The sequence below is a fragment of the Paraburkholderia diazotrophica genome (genome assembly GCF_038900755.1).
GTDB classification, from domain to species: Bacteria; Pseudomonadota; Gammaproteobacteria; order Burkholderiales; family Burkholderiaceae; genus Paraburkholderia; species Paraburkholderia diazotrophica_A.
The window spans coordinates 180,344-197,227 of sequence record NZ_JBBPEN010000001.1 but is presented as its reverse complement, the minus strand read 5'-3'; the positions used below and the strand labels follow the sequence as shown (position 1 = coordinate 197,227).

Genomic DNA, 16,884 nt, shown 5'->3' with positions numbered 1-16,884 from the left:
CGTAGCGCTTGAGGGGTTTCACGCAGACCGGTCGCTACGAATCCCGCAAGCGCTCAAGCACCGTTGCAACGATGCGATCGCAATGCGCGCCGCCGAATTCGAAGATCTCCGGACCGATCTTCTCGACTTCCTCGGCGAGCGATTCACGCAATAACACTTTAGCCCTGAAATGACGGCTTCGCACGGTGGCTTCGGGAATGTCGAGGCACTGCGCCGTTTCTTCGACGCTCATCTCTTCGACCGATCTCAGCATGAACACGGTGCGAAAACTCGCAGGCAACGCGTCGAGTTTGCGTTCCAGCAGCGCGCGCATTTCCGCGCGGGCGGCTGCATGATCGGGGGCGCTGTCGTGATGGGCGGTCGTTGTGTGCATGGCAGTGGACATCTGCTCGTCGTCGGGACAATCGTGCAGCATCGGAAGCAGGTTCTGGCGGCGCGCATCGCGGCGCATTCTCGCGAAGCATTCGTTCAGCACGAGACGCGACAGCCACGTGAAGAGTTGCGCATCGCCGCGAAACTGGGCGATCGCGCGATACGCGTTCAGGTATGCGTCCTGCAATGCGTCTTCCGCTTCGGCATCGTGGCGCAGCGTCGCGCGCGCGAGCCGATACAGACGCCGGTTGTAGCGGCGCATCAGCAACTCGAACGCGGTGCGCTCGCCCGCTACGATGCGGCGCACGATGTCTGCGTCATCATCGGATAGCGGGTTGGTCTGCGGTTTCGTATGTGGTTTATCGGCGATCGTGCCGTCCATCGTGTCGTCCCTCGTGTCGTCCCTCGTGTATTCACATGCTGTCATGGCGACGGCTCGACGATCAGCGTGCCATGCATCGTCGGATGAAAGATGCAGCGGTACGCATGGCGGCCGGGCTTTTGTACCTTGTAGCGCCATGATGCATTGGGCGCAATGCTCTGCGAATCGAAGCCCTTCGCGTCGGTGCTCGCCGTGTGCGCGACGAGATCCTTGTTGACCCACACGACTTCGTCGCCGCGATGCACGGTCAGTGTCGGCGGATTGAAGCGCATCTGCTCGATCGTCACGACATAGGTGCTCGCCATCGCCTGCGTTGCGGCGGCGAGCAACACCGGCGCGCACGCGAGGCGCACGGCATTGCGCACGCGGCTCATTGCGTCTGCGGCAGCGACGACCGCACCATCTTCGCGTGCTCCAGATGCGCGACGAACGCGGGCCTGACCTTCACCAGCAGCGCTTTCAGTTCGGCGTTTTGCGCGCTCGGAATCAGCGTCTTGTCGAGCGCATCGATCACGTTCTGGTGATAGATCACTTCGTGATCGATATACGCGCGGTCGAACGTCGCGCCTTGCAGCGGCTTCAGATTCGCGATGTTCGTTTCGCCGCCCTGTTTGAGGCTGTCGCTTGTCGGATTCGATTCTGGCTTGACGCCGAGCTTCTGCACGAGATCGACGGCTGCCTTGTTGACGCCCGTGTGGTCCTCGACCATCTGCTCCGCAAATGCCTTGACGTCTTTCGAATGCGTCTTCGATTCCGCGAGTTTGCCCGCGTCGATATCGGCCTGATTCGCGGCGACGACGATCGCGGCGATCTGCGGATCGGTCGGGCCCGAGCCTTGAGCCCAGGCACACGCGCTTGCGAGCGAAAGCGCGGAGAGCAACCAGCGTGTCGATTTCATCTGAGGTCTCCTCGATAAGGCGAGCCGCCCGCCCATCGTGACGAAGGGCAGGCGCTCGTATGCGATTCGAGAAGTTAGATGTCACGTGCCGGAAGGCTGTTCCGGCACGCGGATCGTGTGCGATGTGTGGCGCGATGTCTGATGTGACGTATCGCGCGACTGGCCGTGGAATGTCCGCGGAGAGAGAGCGTCAGCCGTGCGTATGCGTCGGCGTCTTGCGCACGGGCGGGAACTGCTTCTTGCCGGAGGAGAACGTCAGACGCCGAAAACGCTCGCGCTTGTGCTCTTCCTCGAAGTGCGCGAACGACGTCTTCACGAGATCGCTGCGCGACACGACGCCCAGCAGATGCATCGAATCGCGATCGGCAACGACAGGCAGCCGTTCGAGATCGTGCACGGCAAGACGCGTGGCGATGAGACGGCAGGTTTCATCGGGCAGCGCGACGACGAGCGACTGGTCTTGCAGCACGTCGGCAAGCGGCGTATCGAGCGTGTGACGCGTTGCGCCTTCGCGAACAGCGTCGAGCGACGCGCGATCGACGATGCCGAGCACGATGCCGTTGCCGCGCACGACGGGATACGCGCGGCGCTTCTGCGTTGCGCCGAAATACTGCGCAAGCGCGTCGCGCACGGTGATCGCGCCGTCGATCGCGTCGACCTTCTGCGTCATGACTTCATCGACGTAATGCCGTTCGAGCGGATCGACGCCGTACTCGCGATAGATGTGATAACCGCGACGCGCGATCTTCTCCGTCATGATCGAGCGCTTCATCACGACGGTCGCGAAGCCGTGCGCGACGAGCGTCGCGGCGAGCAACGGCAGCAGCGCATTCGCGTCGTGCGTGAGCCCGAACGCGAACACGATGGCCGTGAGCGGCGCGCCCAGCGTCGCGCCGAGCGTCGCGGCCATGCAGACGAGCGGCCACAGCGCCGGCTCGTTGCCCGGCAGCACATGGGCGAGCACGGTGCCGAGACCGGCGCCCAGCATCAGCAGCGGCGCAAGCACGCCGCCCGACGTGCCCGAGCCGAGCGCGACCACCCAGATCACCGCTTTCACGACGAGAATCGCAATCGCGATCTGCAAGACGATGTGTTGATGCAGCAGATCGCCGATCACGTCATAGCCGACGCCGAGCGCGCGCGGCTCGATGAAGCCGCCGATGCCGACGACGAGGCCGCCGATCGCGGGCCACCACATCCAGTGCACGGGCAGCTTGTGAAACAGGTCTTCCGTCTTGTACAGCGCCGCCGACAGGCCCGACGCGAGCGCGCCCGACAACAGTCCCGCGATCACGCACGACACCAGCGAAATGGCCGTCGGCGCAGCCGTTTCGAGCGGAAACAGCGGACCCGTGCCGAAGAAGATCGCGCGTGCGAAGCCCGCGACCGCGCACGCCAGCGCGACGGGCAGGAAGCTACGCGGCCGCCATTCGAAGAGCAGCAATTCGACGGCGAGCAGCACGGCGGCAACGGGCGTGCCGAACACGGCCGTCATGCCCGCCGCGGCGCCCGCGACGAGCAGCGTCTTGCGTTCCGCCGAGGTCAGCCGAACGCACTGCGCGATCAGCGAGCCGAGCGCGCCGCCCGTCATGATGATCGGGCCTTCCGCGCCGAACGGGCCGCCGCTGCCGATCACGATGCCCGACGACAGCGGCTTCAGTACCGCGACCTTCGGCGACATGCGGCTCTTGCCGAACAGAATCGCTTCGATGGCTTCGGGAATGCCGTGTCCACGAATCTTCTCGGAACCGAAGCGCGCCATCAGGCCGACGATCAGTCCACCGACGAGGGGAATCGCGATCACCCACACGCCGAGCGTATTCGTTGCCGGTGAGCGGTCGGCGAACGAAAAGCTGCCGAAGAAAAAGAGGTTCGTGAACAGATGAATCAGGCTCAGCAGCACGAAGGCCGCAAGCGTGCTGAGAAAGCCGATGCCCGCTGCCAGCGCGGAAATGCCGGGTAATCGCGCGTTGCTGGAAAAGTCCCGCTTGTGAGAGTTGTCGCTCATGTGTCTACTGCTGCGTTTAGCTGATTAAAAGTCGATTTGCGGAATGGTGAACGCGCCCTTGAGCGAGCGCAGTTCGGCGCGATGCAGTTCGGCAAGGCGCGCGAGCACTCGTTCTCCGGCTTTCAGCAGATGTACTTCCACCTGGCGCCGGTCGGTTTCGCTGATCTTGCGCTTGACGAGTTCGAGCGCTTCGCAGCGCGAAACCAGCGCGACGACGCCGTGATGCTGCGCCTGCAGCCGTTCCGCCAGTTCGCCGATGGTCGCCCATTCGCGGTCGGGATAGCCCTTGATATGCAGCAGCAACAGATATTGCAGCGGCGTGATGCCTTCGCCCTGCGCGGCCTGTTCGGAAAAGCGCTCGAAGCGCCGCATCTGATAGCGGAATTCCGAAAGCTGTTCGTAGTCCGCTTTATTCAACGTGCGTGTGAGTACTTTCATCTTGCTCGCGCCAAAGGGGAAACAAAAAATCTATCACAAAATGATATACCCGGCGATGCCTGCGCATCGCCGGACAAAAGATGTATTGCTGCTGCGTTAAAAGCGCTGCGTGAACTGCATCAGGCGGCGGGGCGCTGTTGCACCTCGGCCTGCATCTGGGTCTGCCGGTAGAGACCCGCGATCAGATCGGATTGGGTAATGATGCCGACCAGCCTGTCATGCGTATCGATGACGGGAATGTGGTGATGATCGTCGTCGGCGAAGAGCGGCACGAGTTCGACGATCGGCGTGCTCGTCGCGACCGTGCGCACGTGCGTCGTCATCACGGTGCTGACGAGCCGCGCGCGCGTCGCGTCACGCTTGAAGAGGCGCGCCGCAATCGTGTCCATCAGGCGCAGATCGGCCGTCTTGCCCTTGTTCGCGAGATCCGCGCGCGTGACGATGCCGACCACGTGCTGGCGCTTGTCGATGACGGGCAGCGCCTTGATCGAATGGCGCTGCAACAGATCGGCGGCCGCGCGCAGCGTCGTGTCGGGCATGATGCTGACGACGGGCGTCGACATCACGTCGCGGCACGCCAGTTCGCTGAACGTGCGCGTGTAGGCCTGCAACTGCGTTTCGCGGAACAGCGTTTCGAGGTCGTCGGGATCGATGTCGAGCAGTTCGCCGCGCCGGTTCAGCACGGCCTCGAGGTCGGCGCGCGTGATGTTGTTGCCCGACACAGGGGCTTGCGGAGCGGCGGGCGTCGCGCGCGATGCCGCGTGCGGATAACGATGGCCCGTGACGGCGTGATAGACGAGCGCCGCGCCGAGCAGCGCCGCCGACTGGATCAGGATCGGCTCGAGCACGAAACGAAAGCCGAGCGCGTGAATCGCGGGGCCGCCGAGCACGGCCGTCAGCGCGACGGCGCCTGACGGCGGGTGCACGCAGCGCAACGCGAACATCGCCGCGATCGCCACGCACACGGCCAGTGCCCCTGCCGCGACGGGATCGGAGATGAACATCGCGCACGCGACGCCCACCGTCGCCGACACGAGGTTCCCGCCGATGATCGACCACGGCTGCGCAAGCGGACTCGCGGGCACGCCGAACAACAGCACGGCGGACGCGCCCATCGGCGCGACCAGCATCGGAATGTTCGCGTTCGGCCCCAGCAGCAGATGCATGCTGCCGCCCGTGAAGGCGATGCCGATCAGCGCGCCGAGCGCCGAGCGCATGCGCTCGGGCCATTTGACGTTCATCGCGGCCGGATAAAAACGCGCCAGCCAGCGGAAAAAAGGGGAACTGGTCAAGATGTTGTTCTGTTGGTTGTGGTAGGGAGCGAGGCAGGCGTACGTTAAGGGAAAACCCCTCAGAAAGGAAACAACTTGTGGTCATGGATATATGCCATTGTGATATAAATCCGCGCTCTCGCAGTACAGGCGGGCCTCGGCAGGGCCCCGAGAATACAGGGAAAACCCGCATCGGCAGCCCCGTCGGACTGCATCACAACGTGATATGAATCGGGGGCGGAACGCGAGTCGATCGCATAACGCCGCACAAAAACGGCGTTTGCGTTTTGCGTTGCAGCAGCGCACTGCGCGGCACAGGCATCCGTCTTGCGACCAGATGGCGAAACGTGCCTTCGCTGGCACGTCGCCGCATTAACGGGCATGATCGAGCCGTGTGCGCACTCGATCCCGAGCGGCACATCCCCACCGACGCGCCCCTAGGAGATCGAGCATGGAACCCTTTGACGCCGCCAATCCGTTCGCCGAATTCAACAAGTTATTCGAACAGTTCAAGCTGCCCGGATTCGACGTGCCCTCCGTGATGGAAGCGCGCCGCAAAGACGTCGAGGCGCTGATCGCAGCGAATCAGACGGCCGTGCAGGGCATGCAGTCGCTCGCGCAAAAGCAGGCCGAAATGCTGCGCTCGACGCTGACGGAGCTTCAGGAAGTCGTGCAGAAGCAGGCGGCGGCGGGCGGCATGCCGTCGGCCCAGACGGCGGAACTTGTTCAGCAGACGCTGCACAAGGCGCTCGCCGACATGCAGCAGTTGACGCAAGCCGCGTATCGCACGCAGGCCGACTCGTATGCGGTGATCGCGAAGCGGGTCGAAGAAAACGTCGAGGAGCTGAAAGCGCTATTGCAGAAGAAGTGACGGCGAGCGCGTCGAGTGGCTACCTGCGCGCCGACGCCTGCGCGATCACGCGATGCACGAAGCGCAGCTTGTCGACGACGGGCGGCGCGAGCGTGAACGGATAGCCGTCGGGCATGCCGAGACTGCGGTTCAGGCTGTTCAGCGCGTCCGTCAATGGAAACCAGCGTTTCATCAGATTATCGAAGCTCGCTTCCTCGACGGGCGTCTGGTCAGTGAGCCGCGGCTCGTTCGACGCCGGTGGCAGGAGCGCGAGCCCGTATGCGGTCGACGTGTCGAGCACATCGACGATCAGCAGATAGTGCGCCCACGTTTCGGCCCAGTCTTCCCACGGGTGCATCGTCGCATAGGCGCTGATGTAGCTGTTCTCCCATTCGTCGGGCGCGCCGTCGCGATAGTACGCGTCGAGCGCTTCGCCGTAGTCGGCCTGCTCATCGCCGAACCGCTCGCGAAACGGCCTGAGCCAGCGCGTGCCCGCAATCAGCTTTTCGAAGTAGTAATGCCCCGACTCGTGACGAAAGTGGCCGAGCAGCGTCCGATACGGCTCGCGCATGTCGGCGCGGACTTTTTCGCGGTGTGCGTCGTCGGCTTCGGCGACATTCAGCGTGATGCGGCCGTTGTCGTGGCCCGTCATCACGGGCGCGGCTTCGTCGATGTTTTCGAGGAAATCGAATTCGAGTCCGTTCTCCGGGTCGGCCCGGCGCGATTCGATCGCGAGGCCGAGCGCGGCGAGCGTGTAGAGCAGCCGACGTTTCGCCGTCTCCAGCCGATACCAGTAGAGGCGGTTGTTCGGCTCGGCGAGATTCGGAATCGTGCGCGTGAGGCGGCATGAGCGGCATAGCGTGTCGGGGTCGTCGGCGGGCAGCATCCAGTTGCAGACGTTCTCGACCGCGTAGTTGTGGCACTGTCGATACAGCGCGCCCTTCGCGTCGGGATGCAGGCTGCGCCACTGGCCATCGGCCGCGTCTTCGAATGCGCTGATTTCGCCCAACTCGGGCACGTAGCCGAGCAGCGCCTCGCAGCGCTCGCACAGCACGTTCTCGAAGAACACGCGCTGGTCGCATCGATTGCAGTGAAACGCTTTCATCGCTTCAACCTTTGATGTGAAAGTGATGGCGGACGGCTGTGCAACGCGCGGCGTTGCGGCATCTGGCAGCGCGAGCCTACGCGCAATGTTCATGCCGCATCGCTATAACGTCGATGAACCTGCGCACAGTGCGTGCGCGTTCCCTTCGCCGATGCGCCGCTTTGGTGCGCATAACCGGGCATGCCATGCAGTCGTATCGTCTGTCGAAGCATGCAGCGCCGATGTGACGACGCGTTCGATGTAAGCGCGGCACCGGCATTACTTGGCAGCGACGCTTCAAGCTGTCAACGGCATGAAGCTTGCTTTTTGCGGCTGCCCCTTCTCGCCAGGAGTCTGGAGTGTCCATACGTGTCGCGTTGAACCATGTCACGCACTACCGCTATGACCGGCTCGTCGGACTGTCGCCGCAAGTCGTGCGGCTGCGCCCGGCGCCGCATTGCCGCACGCCGATCCTGTCGTACTCGATGCGCGTCGAGCCCGAAGAGCACTTCATCAACTGGCAACAGGATGCGTTCGCGAACTATCAGGCGCGGCTCGTCTTTCCCGAGCGCACGCCGGAGTTCAAGATCACGGTCGATCTCGTCGCGGAGATGGCCGTCTACAACCCGTTCGATTTCTTCCTCGAACCGGCCGCCGAGGAATTTCCGTTCGAGTACGCGCCCGAACTGGCCGCCGAGCTTGCGCCGTATCGCATCAGGCGCGAGATGACGCCGCGCTTCGCGGAGTTCGTCGCGAGCATCGACCGCTCGCCGCGCCGCACGAGCGACTTTCTCGTCGACCTGAACCAGCGGCTGCAACACGAGATCCGCTATCTGATCCGGATGGAGCCGGGCGTGCAGACGCCGGAGGAAACGCTCGTCAACGCGTCGGGTTCGTGTCGCGATTCGGGCTGGCTGCTTGTCGAAACGCTGCGCCAACTGGGGCTCGCCGCGCGTTTCGTGTCGGGTTATCTGCTGCAACTCGCGCCCGATGTGAAGTCGCTCGATGGCCCGAGCGGCACCGAATACGACTTCACCGATCTGCACGCGTGGTGCGAAGTGTTCCTGCCGGGCGCGGGCTGGATCGGCTTCGATCCGACTTCGGGGCTGCTCGCGGGCGAGGGCCATATTCCCGTCGCGTGCACGCCGGAGCCGGGCAGCGCCGCGCCGATCTCCGGTTCCGTCGACGACTCCGAAGTCGAGTTCGCGCATGCGATGTCGATCACGCGCGTGCTCGAAACGCCGCGCGTGACGAAGCCCTACACGGAAGCCGCGTGGGGCGGTGTGCTGACGATGGGCGCGCACGTCGACAGCCAGCTCGACGCGATGGACGTGCGCCTGACGATGGGCGGCGAGCCGACGTTCGTCGCGGTTCGTGACCGCGATGCGGCCGAATGGAACACCGATGCGCTCGGCCCGACCAAGCGCGGCTATGCCGTCGCGCTGATGGACAAGCTGCGCGCGTACTACGGCGCGAACGGCTTTCTGCATGTCGGCCAGGGCAAGTGGTATCCGGGCGAGCAGTTGCCGCGCTGGGCGCTGTCGTTGTACTGGCGCACGGACGGCGAGCCGTGCTGGCACGATCCCTCGCTTTTCGCCGACGAGCGCAGCCCCGGCCGCTACACATCGGACGATGCACGCCGTTTCATCACGCTGCTCGCCGACAAGCTGAGCGTCGACAGCCAGCACGTTCAGGCGGGCCATGAAGACACGTGGTACTACCTGTGGCGCGAGCGGCGCTTGCCCGTCAACGTCGATCCGTTCGATTCGCGTCTCGACGACGAACTGGAGCGCGCGCGTCTGTGGCGCGTGTTCGACGCGGGGCTGTCGAGCGTGACGGGCTATGTGCTGCCGCTCGCGCGCGACGATAGCGGCACAGGCGCGCGCGGCTGGACGAGCGGCGCGTGGTTCTTCCGCGACGAGCGCATGTACCTGATTCCCGGCGATTCGCCGATGGGCCTCAGATTGCCGCTCGATTCGCTGCCGTGGGTCACGAAGGCGGACTATCCGTACCAATATGCGCACGATCCGTTTGCCGAGCCTGTGCCGCTGCGCACGTCGGCGGAACTGAGGATGCAGTATGCGGGCATGTCGCATGCGCAGGCGCGTCGTGGAGATGCGGGCGCGGGCGCAGGTGCGAGCGACACGAGCGCCTTTGGGCCGGGCGCCGCGCCGCAAGACAGCATGCCCGAGCGCGGCGAATCGGCGTCGTCGGTGATTCGCACGGCGCTGTGCGTCGAGGCGCGCCATCCCGCGCGCGCGGCGGGACCGAAAGCGGAAGCCGATGCCGCCGGCGACGGTCACGCGCTGCTGCATGTCTTCATGCCGCCGCTCACGGCGCTCGACGATTATCTCGATCTGCTGGCCGCCGTCGAAGCGACGGCCACCGAACTGAAGATGCAAGTGGTCATCGAAGGCTATCCGCCGCCGCGCGATCCGCGTCTGTCGCTGTTGCAGGTGACGCCCGATCCGGGCGTGATCGAAGTGAACATCCATCCGGCGAAGAACTGGGACGAACTCGTCGATCACACCGAGTTCCTTTATCAGGCCGCGCACGAGTCGTATCTGAGCACGGAAAAGTTCATGCTCGACGGCCGCCATGCGGGCACGGGCGGCGGCAATCATTTCGTGCTCGGCGGCGCGACGCCCGCCGACAGTCCTTTCCTGCGCCGCCCCGATCTGCTCGCGAGCCTCGTCGCGTACTGGCACAACCATCCGTCGCTGTCGTATCTGTTTTCAGGGCTTTTCATTGGACCGACGAGCCAGGCGCCGCGCGTCGACGAAGCGCGCAACGACCAGGTCTACGAGCTCGAACTCGCGTTCGACGAACTGCAACGGCAGGTCGGCCGGCTCGGCGGACAAAGCAACGAGCGGCTGCCGCCGTGGATGATCGACCGCGCGCTGCGCAACATCCTGATCGACGTGACGGGCAACACGCACCGCGCCGAATTCTGTATCGACAAGCTCTATTCGCCCGATGGCCCGACGGGGCGCCTCGGCCTGCTCGAACTGCGCGGCTTCGAGATGCCGCCGCATGCGCGCATGAGCCTCGTGCAGCAATTGCTGCTGCGAGCGCTCGTCGCGCGGTTCTGGAAAACGCCGTACACGGCGCGGCTCACGCGCTGGGGCACCGAGCTGCACGACCGCTTCCTGCTCGGCACGTTCGTGCAGATGGATTTCGACGACGTGCTCGACGATCTGCGCGACGCGGGCTATCCATTCGACAGCGAATGGTTCGCGCCGCATTTCGCGTTCCGTTTCCCGGCCATCGGCGAAATGCACGCGAACGGCATCGCGCTGACGATCCGCGGCGCACTGGAGCCGTGGCACGTGATGGGCGAGGAAGGCTCGGCGGGCACGACGGTGCGCTATGTGGATTCGTCGGTGGAGCGGCTCGAAGTGAAGGTGCTGGGCCTGAACGACAACCGTCATCGGGTGGCCGTGAACGGCGTGCCGCTGCCGTTGCAGCCCACGGGGCGAGTCAGCGAATTCGTCGCGGGCGTGCGCTTTCGTGCCTGGCAGCAGGCGTCGTCGCTGCATCCTACGATAGGCGTGCACGCGCCGCTGACATTCGATATCGTCGATACGTGGACGGGGCGTTCGATCGGCGGATGTCAGTATCATGTCGCTCATCCGGGCGGGCGCAATTACCAGACGTTCCCGGTGAACGCCTACGAAGCGGAAAGCAGGCGTCGCGCGCGCTTCTTCACGATGGGCCATACGCCCGGTCCGCTCGTCGTGGAAACGCCGCCGCGCAGCCTCGAATTTCCGTTCACGCTCGATTTGCGGCACGGGTAAACAAACGGGTCGAACCCACAACAACAGAATCGCGATACCACCTTGGCCTTTCAATCGACCTTTCCGTTCGAAGCGGCAGCGGGCCATCCCGACGCGCTGGCGCTGCTGCGCACGATGCCGCTGCTCGATGTGCGCGAGGGCCACTGGGACGAGTTGCGCGACGCATCGGGCGCGCTGCGCGAGCCGTGGCGGCGCTTTTTCGAACTGCTCGGCGAGGAAGGCATCGCGGGTCTCGCGCCGGGGCGCGCGTCGGTCGCGCAGCAGGTGCGCGACAACGACATCACGTACAACGTGTACGCGGACAAAGGCGAGCCGCGACCGTGGGCGCTCGATCTGCTGCCGTTCATCATCGATGAAAGCGAGTGGGCGCAGATCGAGCGCGGCGTGAAGCAGCGCGCGCAACTGCTCAATGCGATCGTCGCCGATGTGTATGGCCCGCAGACGCTGCTGCGCGAGAGCAAGCTGCCGCCCGCGCTTGTTTATGGGCATCCGGGCTATCTGCGCGCAGTGAAGGGCTTCGCGCCGCTGGGCGGCCAGTTTCTGCAGGTGGTCGGCGTCGATCTGGCGCGCGCGCCGAGCGGCGAATGGACGGTCGTGTCACATCGCACGGAAGCGCCGTCGGGTCTCGGCTACGCGCTGGAAAATCGGCTGATCGTATCGAACGTATTCGCCGATGCGTTCCGCGAACTGCACGTGAGCCGGCTCGCGCCGACGTTCTCGACGCTGGTCGCGACGCTCGCCGAATGGGCGCGCGCAACGATGCCGAAGGACAGTGGCTCGGGCAAGTCCGAGAGCGCCGCGCATATCGCGCTGCTCACGCCGGGGCCGTTCGCCGAAACTTATTTCGAGCATGCGTTTCTCGCGCGCTATCTGGGCGTGACGCTTGTCGAAGGCAAAGACCTGACGGTGCGCAACGACATGCTGTACCTGAAGACGCTCACAGGCTTGGAGCGCGTGCATGTCGTGCTGCGACGCCTCGACGACGCATTCTGCGATCCCGTCGAACTGCGCGCCGATTCGACGATCGGCGTGCCTGGTCTTTTGCAGGTGATGCGCGCGGGCAATGTGATCGTGTCGAACGTGCCGGGCTCGGGCTTTCTCGAATCACCCGCGATGCACGGCTTTTTGCCCGGCGTCGCGCAGACGCTGCTCGGCGAGCCGCTGCTGCTCAACGGCGTGTCGACGTGGTGGTGCGGCGAGGACGCCGCGCGCGAGCACGCGTTCACGAACATGGACGAAGCGTTTCTTCAGCCGACGTGGCCCGCGCGCGCGCCCGATGGACCGCCAGGGATCGCGCGCGGCGCGCAGCGGCTCGAAGAATGGCGCGGTCGCATCGAGCGTTCTCCCGATGCGTTCACGATCCAGCAGCCGTTGCCGTATTCGTGCACGCCGCGCTACGACGACGGCGCGCTCGGCAACCGGCCGTGCGTGTTGCGCGCGATTGCCGTCGCCGATGCGAACGGCGGCTGGCACGTGCTGCCCGGCGGCTTCACGCGTCTCGCGGCGGAGCGGCAGTCGTCGGTGTCGATGCAGTTCGGCGGCAGCAGCGTCGATACGTGGGTGCTGTCGAGCCATCCCGGCTCGACGTTCACGCTGTTGCCTTCGCCGCTCAAGCCCGCCGATCTCGCGCGCAAGCATCGCACGGTGTCGAGTCGCGCGGCCGAGAATCTGTTCTGGAGCGGCCGTTACGGCGAACGCGCGGAAAACAACGTGCGGATTCTGCGGCTGATACTCGGCTCGCTCGAAAGCAATGGCGCGGACACGATGTTCTCGACGCTCGTCAAGCTCGCGCTGCATTTTGGTCTCGTGCAATCCGGCGATATGGTTGCGGGCCAGACGTTGCAGGCGTTCGAGCGCACGCTGGTCGCGAATCTGCACGAAAGCACGGGTGCTTACAGCATCGGCCAAAACCTCGCGAGTCAGGCGCGCGCGAGCGGCGAGATTCGCGGGCGGCTGTCGAACGATCACTGGCGCATCACGCTCGCCGCGCGCAACGACTTCCGCGACGCGCTGCACGAGCTGACACCTGCTGCGGCCGTGTCGTCGAATGCGTCGTCGCGCGGCAAGGCGCGCTACAACCGCGTCACATTGATGAACGCGCTCGAGCATCTCGCGACGCAGCTCGCCGCGATCAGCGGCTCGCAAGGCGACCGCATGACGCGCGACGAAGCATGGCGCCTGATGTTCGCGGGCCGCCACATCGAGCGCGTGTGGGCGATGACGTCGATCTTGCGCGTCGTCGCGATGCAGCATCAGATCGCGACACCTGCCGGCTTCGATCTGCTGCTGCAACTGTTCGACAGCACGCTGACGTATCGCTCGCTGTATCCGGGGCGTTTCGAAGTGCCCGCGCTGCTCGATCTGCTCGTCATCGAGCCGACCAACCCGCGCGGCCTGTACGGTGTGTACGCGCGACTGTGCGCAAAGCTCGACGATATTTCGAATGCGGCGGGCGGCGGGCGTCACCGGCCGTTCAGCGATCTGCTGCCGCATACGGACATGCTGCCGTCCCTCGAACGACTGTGCGCGACGGACACCAACGGCATGTACGCAGAACTGGTTTCGCTGTGCGACCGTCTCGCGATGAGCGTCACGGCGGCTGCGAATGAAATCAGCGCGCGCTATTTCAGCCACGCGAATACGCTCGCCGCGCAGGTGTCGTCATGAATGGCATGAAAGGCGAACAGACGTTGCTGTCCGTGTCGCATCGCACGACCTATCAGTACTCGACGCTCGTCGAAACGGCGCAGCACCTGGCGACGATCCGACCGCTCGCGTGCGCATGGCAGCGCGTAGTCGAGCACACGGAGCGCATCGAGCCGGCGCCTTCGTATCTGCATAGCCGCATCGACGCGTTCGGCAACGATGTGCTGTATTTCGCGCTCGATGCGCCGCACGAACGTTTGCAAATGATCAGCGAAACGACGGTCGAACTCGCGCCGCGCTGGACATATCTCGATCCCGACGCGACGCCCGCATGGGAAGCCGTCGCGGATTCGTTGCGTTTTCGCGCGGGCGGCGTGTGCCATCCGCAGGTGGAGTTTTGCTTTGCGTCGCCGAATATCGCGTTGCGGCCGTCGTTGCGCGACTATGCGCTGCGCAGTTTCAAGCCGGGGACGCCCATCGTCGCGGGCGCGATCGATCTGATGCATCGCATTCACGCGGACTTCGACTACAGGCCATCGGCGACGATGTTCGATACGCCCGCCGAACGCGCATTCGATATGAAGAGCGGCGTTTGCCAGGACTTCGCGCAAGTGATGATCGGCTGTTTGCGCGCGCTCGGTCTGCCGGCGCGCTACGTGAGCGGCTATTTGCGCAACGATCCGCCGCCGGGCCAGCCGCGTCTGATCGGCGCGGACGCGTCGCATGCGTGGGTGTCCGTGCATTGTCCCGAAAGCGGCTGGATCGACCTCGATCCGACCAACGACGTGCTCGCCGACGTGGACCACGTGACGCTCGCGATCGGCCGCGATTACAGCGACGTGTCGCTGCTGCGCGGCATGATACTCGGTGGCGGTGCGCATCGCGTCGAGGTTGCCGTCAGCGTGCTCGCGCTCTGACCGGCGATTCTCTGCGCGGCAACTGCAACAATGAATTTCACTTTCTACGCCGTTGCACGATTTGACGACGTGCATACGCACATATAGACTGGCGTTCATGAGCAAGCCCATTTCCCACGACGATTGCAACTGTTTCGCGCTTCGCCAGGCGGCGCGCTATGTGACGCAGATCTACGAGCGCCATCTGGGGCAGGTCGGCGTGACGGCGGCGCAGTTCACGATTCTCGCCAAGCTCGCGCGCAAGCGGGGCCTGACGATGGTGGAACTCGCCGACACGATGGTGATGGAGCGCACCACGCTCGTGCGCGCGCTGAAGCCGTTGCAGCGCGATGGTCTGGTGCTCAGCGAGCCGTCGCCGCATGACGGGCGTACGTTCCGGTTCAGTCTTTCGGATGCGGGCAAGAAGACGTTCGAGCAGGCCGCGCTCGCATGGCGCGCCGCGCAGGACGAGTTCGAAGGCAAGTTCGGCCGCGGCCGCGCCAAGGCGTTGCGAGCGGAACTGTTCAACCTCACGTCGTCGTAATCCCTTGTGTTTTTTTGGTGCGTCGAAAGACGCGTTCGATCAAATCGATTCATTGGTGTGCATATGCACGTAGAGACGGAAGCCCCCGAAATGCAGTTCTCGCCCGACGACGATTGCTTCGCGATCCGGCAGGCGGCGCGTTTCGTGACGCAGGTTTACGACCGGCATCTTGCGCGCGTCGGCCTGAAGACGACGCAGTTTTCGATCATGTGCCGGCTGCGGCATCGCAAGTGGATGACGATGAAGGAGCTCGCGGATTCGATGGTGATGGAGCGCACGTCGCTGGTTCGCGCGATCCAGCCGCTGCAACGCGACGGGCTTGTGTTCACGGAAGCGTCGCGTAGCAATCGACGCGTGCTCACCGTGATGCTGACGTCGGCAGGCGAAGAACGTTTGAAGCAGGCTCGCGAGCATTGGCATGCGGCGCAACACGAATTCGAGGAGCGCTTCGGCACGAAGCGTGCCGCGTCGCTGCGAGACGAACTGTTCGATATGACGAAGCGATAGTAACCAGCAGGAACGCAGCGGCGCATTTACGCGCTTTTTTTCAACGATTTTCAGTGCATACGCACATACAAACATGTCTACTTCACCTTCCGTTGCACCGCCCAGCGTCGCCGGCGCCGCGAAACAGGCCCGCAGCATTCCGTGGATGCTGTTAGCGGTGATCGCCGTGATAACCGCAATCGCGGCGGCGGGATCGTACTGGTTCTTCGTCGGCCGGTTTATCGAAACGACTGACGATGCGTACGTGGGCGGCGACGTCACCGTGCTCGCGCCGAAGGTGAACGGCTTCGTTACCGATGTGCTGGTGCAGGACAACCAGTACGTCAAAGCAGGGCAGGTGCTGATCCGGCTTGATGCGCGCGATTACGACGCGCGTCTCGCGCAGGCCAACGCCGAAGTCGCGAGCGCGCAGGCGTCCGTGACGGAACTCGAGGCGAAGAAGTCGCTGCAACTCGCGACGATCAACGAGCAATCCGCCGAGGTGCGCGCATCGAGTGCCGAGCTTACGCGCAGCGCGTCCGACTCGACGCGCTATCGCCAACTGGTGAAGGATGATGCCGTGTCGAACCAGGTCGTCGAGCGCGCGGACGCGGATCTCCTGAAAGCGCGCGCCGCCGTGGATCGTAGCGGCGCGGCGCTGATCGCGGCGCAACGTCAGTTGAGCGTGCTCGACGCACAGATCGGCGATGCGCATGCGCGTGTCGCGACAGCCGAAGCGGCGCAGCGCGTGGCCGCGCTGAACGTCGAGTACACGACGATCCGTTCCCCCATCGACGGCTATGTCGGCAATCGCACGGCGCGCGTCGGCGTGCTCGCGAATGTCGGCGTGTCGTTGCTGACGGTGGTGCCCGCGAGCGGCCTGTGGATCGACGCGAACTTCAAGGAAGACCAGTTGAAGAAGATGAAGATCGGCGATACCGTCGACATCGATCTCGATGCATCGAGCCACCGCATCGAAGGCACCGTCGAGAGCCTGGCGCCTGCGACGGGCGCGACGTTCAGCGTGCTGCCCGCCGAGAACGCCACCGGTAACTTCACGAAGATCGTGCAGCGCGTGCCCGTGCGCGTGCGCCTGTCGGTGCCGAAAGAGATGCAAGGCGTGCTGCGCCCCGGCCTCTCCGCGACGGTGAAAGTGCATCTGCGCAGCGACGGCGAAACGGCGCGCGACTCTGCACGCACGGCTTCGTAACC

General features: G+C 64.6%; 14 protein-coding genes. 7 read left to right on the top strand and 7 right to left on the bottom strand.

The window, feature by feature from the left end:
• Positions 1–34: 34 nt before the first annotated feature.
• From AABE10_RS00900 to AABE10_RS00875, 6 genes are all read right to left on the bottom strand, one after another.
• Entirely contained in the window at positions 35–754 is a 720-nt protein-coding gene (locus AABE10_RS00900) for an RNA polymerase sigma factor (RefSeq protein ID WP_342932220.1), read from the bottom strand.
• Between the two features lie 41 nt (positions 755–795).
• Positions 796–1,128, bottom strand: coding sequence for a cupredoxin family copper-binding protein (locus tag AABE10_RS00895; RefSeq protein WP_342931424.1), 333 nt, complete (start codon positions 1,126–1,128; stop codon positions 796–798).
• A complete protein-coding gene (locus AABE10_RS00890) occupies positions 1,125–1,652 on the bottom strand; it encodes a DUF4142 domain-containing protein (protein ID WP_342931423.1) in 528 nt (175 codons plus the stop codon). Before AABE10_RS00890 ends, AABE10_RS00895 begins: the two co-directional genes overlap by 4 nt.
• A gap of 190 nt (positions 1,653–1,842) precedes the next feature.
• Positions 1,843–3,660 (bottom strand): chloride channel protein, encoded by a 1,818-nt coding sequence (locus AABE10_RS00885; protein ID WP_342931422.1) that lies wholly within the window; start codon positions 3,658–3,660, stop codon positions 1,843–1,845.
• Positions 3,661–3,684: 24 nt separating this feature from the next.
• Positions 3,685–4,098, bottom strand: a complete 414-nt coding sequence (locus AABE10_RS00880) for a MarR family winged helix-turn-helix transcriptional regulator (protein WP_152758233.1) — start codon at positions 4,096–4,098, stop codon at positions 3,685–3,687.
• A 119-nt stretch (positions 4,099–4,217) separates the two neighbouring features.
• The gene (locus AABE10_RS00875; protein ID WP_428983249.1) at positions 4,218–5,390 is read right to left on the bottom strand and encodes an HPP family protein; all 1,173 of its coding nucleotides are present in this window, start codon (positions 5,388–5,390) and stop codon (positions 4,218–4,220) included.
• 430 nt (positions 5,391–5,820) lie between these two features.
• Here AABE10_RS00875 and AABE10_RS00870 point away from each other — a divergent pair, with 430 nt between their 5' ends.
• A complete protein-coding gene (locus AABE10_RS00870) occupies positions 5,821–6,240 on the top strand; it encodes a phasin family protein (protein WP_342931421.1) in 420 nt (139 codons plus the stop codon).
• Positions 6,241–6,259: 19 nt separating this feature from the next.
• Here AABE10_RS00870 and AABE10_RS00865 read toward each other — a convergent pair whose 3' ends face one another.
• Complete coding sequence (locus AABE10_RS00865) at positions 6,260–7,324, bottom strand: putative zinc-binding metallopeptidase (protein WP_342931420.1); 1,065 nt, start codon at positions 7,322–7,324, stop codon at positions 6,260–6,262.
• Positions 7,325–7,662: 338 nt separating this feature from the next.
• Here AABE10_RS00865 and AABE10_RS00860 point away from each other — a divergent pair, with 338 nt between their 5' ends.
• From AABE10_RS00860 to AABE10_RS00835, 6 genes are all read left to right on the top strand, one after another.
• On the top strand, positions 7,663–11,100 hold the full coding sequence (locus tag AABE10_RS00860) for a transglutaminase family protein (protein ID WP_342931419.1): 3,438 nt from the start codon (positions 7,663–7,665) through the stop codon (positions 11,098–11,100).
• 42 nt (positions 11,101–11,142) lie between these two features.
• On the top strand, positions 11,143–13,767 hold the full coding sequence (locus AABE10_RS00855; RefSeq protein ID WP_342931418.1) for a circularly permuted type 2 ATP-grasp protein: 2,625 nt from the start codon (positions 11,143–11,145) through the stop codon (positions 13,765–13,767).
• A gap of 5 nt (positions 13,768–13,772) precedes the next feature.
• Positions 13,773–14,663 carry a transglutaminase family protein gene (locus AABE10_RS00850; RefSeq protein WP_342932218.1) on the top strand — a complete coding sequence of 297 codons (891 nt, stop codon included), beginning with the start codon at positions 13,773–13,775 and terminating at the stop codon, positions 14,661–14,663.
• 97 nt (positions 14,664–14,760) lie between these two features.
• Positions 14,761–15,186: a MarR family winged helix-turn-helix transcriptional regulator gene (locus AABE10_RS00845; RefSeq protein ID WP_342931417.1), complete on the top strand. Its 426-nt coding sequence runs from the start codon at positions 14,761–14,763 to the stop codon at positions 15,184–15,186.
• Between the two features lie 63 nt (positions 15,187–15,249).
• Positions 15,250–15,693, top strand: a complete 444-nt coding sequence (locus AABE10_RS00840) for a MarR family winged helix-turn-helix transcriptional regulator (protein WP_342932217.1) — start codon at positions 15,250–15,252, stop codon at positions 15,691–15,693.
• 73 nt (positions 15,694–15,766) lie between these two features.
• On the top strand, positions 15,767–16,882 hold the full coding sequence (locus AABE10_RS00835) for an HlyD family secretion protein (RefSeq protein ID WP_342931416.1): 1,116 nt from the start codon (positions 15,767–15,769) through the stop codon (positions 16,880–16,882).
• The last annotated feature ends 2 nt before the right edge of the window (positions 16,883–16,884 follow it).

Excerpts from the sequence above, each read along its gene's own strand:
- AABE10_RS00900 (WP_342932220.1), bottom strand. The coding sequence starts at position 754 with ATGGACGGCACGATCGCCGATAAACCACATACGAAACCGCAGACCAAC.
- AABE10_RS00895 (WP_342931424.1), bottom strand. The coding sequence starts at position 1,128 with ATGAGCCGCGTGCGCAATGCCGTGCGCCTCGCGTGCGCGCCGGTGTTG.
- AABE10_RS00890 (WP_342931423.1), bottom strand. The coding sequence starts at position 1,652 with ATGAAATCGACACGCTGGTTGCTCTCCGCGCTTTCGCTCGCAAGCGCG.
- AABE10_RS00885 (WP_342931422.1), bottom strand. The coding sequence starts at position 3,660 with ATGAGCGACAACTCTCACAAGCGGGACTTTTCCAGCAACGCGCGATTA.
- AABE10_RS00880 (WP_152758233.1), bottom strand. The coding sequence starts at position 4,098 with ATGAAAGTACTCACACGCACGTTGAATAAAGCGGACTACGAACAGCTT.
- AABE10_RS00870 (WP_342931421.1), top strand. The coding sequence starts at position 5,821 with ATGGAACCCTTTGACGCCGCCAATCCGTTCGCCGAATTCAACAAGTTA.
- AABE10_RS00865 (WP_342931420.1), bottom strand. The coding sequence starts at position 7,324 with ATGAAAGCGTTTCACTGCAATCGATGCGACCAGCGCGTGTTCTTCGAG.
- AABE10_RS00850 (WP_342932218.1), top strand. The coding sequence starts at position 13,773 with ATGAAAGGCGAACAGACGTTGCTGTCCGTGTCGCATCGCACGACCTAT.
- AABE10_RS00845 (WP_342931417.1), top strand. The coding sequence starts at position 14,761 with ATGAGCAAGCCCATTTCCCACGACGATTGCAACTGTTTCGCGCTTCGC.
- AABE10_RS00840 (WP_342932217.1), top strand. The coding sequence starts at position 15,250 with ATGCACGTAGAGACGGAAGCCCCCGAAATGCAGTTCTCGCCCGACGAC.
- AABE10_RS00835 (WP_342931416.1), top strand. The coding sequence starts at position 15,767 with ATGTCTACTTCACCTTCCGTTGCACCGCCCAGCGTCGCCGGCGCCGCG.